Source organism: Pseudovibrio sp. Tun.PSC04-5.I4 (assembly GCF_900104145.1).
In the GTDB taxonomy this organism is placed as follows: domain Bacteria; phylum Pseudomonadota; class Alphaproteobacteria; order Rhizobiales; family Stappiaceae; genus Pseudovibrio.
This window is the reverse complement of the sequence record NZ_FNLB01000006.1, coordinates 3,307,501-3,310,000: the sequence shown is the minus strand read 5'-3', so window position 1 is coordinate 3,310,000 and position 2,500 is coordinate 3,307,501. Positions and strand designations below refer to the sequence as shown.

Here is a 2,500-nt window from a genome sequence, read left to right as displayed (position 1 = left end):
CTCAGCAGCCTCACGAACCTGATGTCGCCAGCCCATTGTCCAGTCTGCCCTCCTCACGGTGTCATCCCGGGCGCAGACCCGGGACCCAGAGCTTCACGCCGTGACCAAGATGACCGAACCAACCTAAACCTTGCTCCGATAAACAGCAGCTCCCAAGAGGAACGCTCTGGAGGTATGAGCGGGATGGGAGACAGCTTTCCTCTCTAGACTAGAGGTGCGGCAATTCAGATGACCGCAGCAAGAACAGCCTATCCTTTGTTCCCAAACTCCGGACAACAAAAAACCCGCCTTCATTATGAGGGCGGGTTCGCTAGAACGACAAAACCCCGCGCTATAAAGCAACGGGGGTTTTGTATATTGGGTAATTCTGGTTATTTTGAAGATATTTTGTATGTTTATCATGCCCGGCAGCGCCCTACTCTCCCGCGTCTTGAGACGAAGTACCATTGGCGCAGGGGCGTTTCACTTCCGAGTTCGGGATGGGATCGGGTGGGGGCGCCCCGCCATAGCCACCGGGCAGGATAAACATACATAATTGCGATCAGCTTGTCTGAGAGTGCTTTGCACCTCAGGCGGATCTTGGTTTACGATCCACGGCTTGAGGTTTCAAGCATCTTTCAGATTGATGATTAGCGTCATCTATCTGATCTTGTATATTGAACTGGTCTATTTTGTTAGCCAAGTGACTGGCTTAGTATTTGTCATTTTCATCCATAGGCTTATCTGCTTTTTTGAGCAGGCCTATGTGACAAACTTAGAAGTTTGTCATTTGTGATTATAGCTTAATGGGAGTGATCAAGCCAATCGAGCTATTAGTAAGGCTCAGCTTCGCATATTACTATGCTTCCACATGCCTCCTATCAACGTGGTGGTCTTCCACGGCTCTCAAGGGAATACTAGTTTCAAGGTGGGTTTCCCGCTTAGATGCCTTCAGCGGTTATCCCTTCCGTACATAGCTACCCTGCAATGCGGCTGGCGCCACAACAGGTCCACCAGAGGTACGTCCATCCCGGTCCTCTCGTACTAGGGACAGATCCTCTCAATATTCCTACACCCACGGCAGATAGGGACCGAACTGTCTCGCGACGTTCTGAACCCAGCTCACGTACCACTTTAATTGGCGAACAGCCAAACCCTTGGGACCTGCTCCAGCCCCAGGATGTGATGAGCCGACATCGAGGTGCCAAACAATGCCGTCGATATGGACTCTTGGGCATCATCAGCCTGTTATCCCCGGCGTACCTTTTATCCGTTGAGCGATGGCCCTTCCACGAGGGACCACCGGATCACTATGACCGACTTTCGTCTCTGCTCGACTTGTCAGTCTCGCAGTCAGGCAGGCTTATGCCATTGCACTCAACGAGCGATTTCCGACCGCTCTGAGCCTACCTTCGCGCGCCTCCGTTACCATTTGGGAGGCGACCGCCCCAGTCAAACTACCCGCCACACACGGTCCCGGGTATTGTAGTACCGCGGTTAGATATCCATGAGGACAAGGGTGGTATTTCAAGGATGACTCCACCAAAGCTGGCGCCTTGGTTTCAACGTCTACCACCTATCCTACACATGTCATCACGAATATCAGTGTGAAGCTGTAGTAAAGGTGCACGGGGTCTTTCCGTCTAACCGCAGGAACCCCGCATCTTCACGGGGAATTCAATTTCACTGAGTCTGTGCTGGAGACAGCGGGGAAGTCGTTACGCCATTCGTGCAGGTCGGAACTTACCCGACAAGGAATTTCGCTACCTTAGGACCGTTATAGTTACGGCCGCCGTTTACTGGGGCTTCAATTCGCTGCTTGCACAACTCCTCTTAACCTTCCAGCACCGGGCAGGCGTCAGACCCTATACGTCGCCTTGCGGCTTCGCAGAGCCCTGTGTTTTTGATAAACAGTCGCAACCCCCAATTCTGTGCCCCCAATACAAAGTTGCCTTCGCATTGGGCTCCCTTCTCGCGAACTTACGGGAGCAATTTGCCGAGTTCCTTCAGCACAGTTCTCTCAAGCGCCTTGGTATACTCTACCTGTCCACCTGTGTCGGTTTAGGGTACGGTCTTATCGTGGGAGCTATTTCCTGGAACACCTTCACCGCATCTCCAATCCAATAAGGAGATACGATACACGGCATCCGTCACTACCCACAGGCCGGGGAATATTAACCCCGTTCCCATCGACTACGCCTTTCGGCCTCGCCTTAGGGGCCGGCTAACCCTGCGCCGATTAGCGTTGCGCAGGAACCCTTGGACTTTCGGCGAGAGGGTCTCTCACCCTCTTTATCGTTACTCATGTCAGCATTCGCACTTCTGATACCTCCAGCAGCCCTCACGGGTCCACCTTCATCGGCCTACAGAACGCTCCGCTACCGCTTAGATAAACTAAGCCCGCAGTTTCGGTGTATGGCTTGAGCCCCGGTACATTTTCGGCGCGGAGACCCTTATTTAGACCAGTGAGCTGTTACGCTTTCTTTAAATGATGGCTGCTTCTAAGCCAACATCCTGGTTG

At 52.8% G+C, this 2,500-nt stretch carries 2 rRNA genes (1 of these 2 cut by a window edge); both read right to left on the bottom strand.

The features are described from left to right. Positions 1-402: 402 nt before the first annotated feature. Positions 403-517 (bottom strand): 5S ribosomal RNA (rrf, locus tag BLS62_RS20715). A gap of 274 nt (positions 518-791) precedes the next feature. Continuing rightward, a 23S ribosomal RNA gene (locus BLS62_RS20710) occupies positions 792-2,500 on the bottom strand (it continues 1,021 nt past the right edge of the window).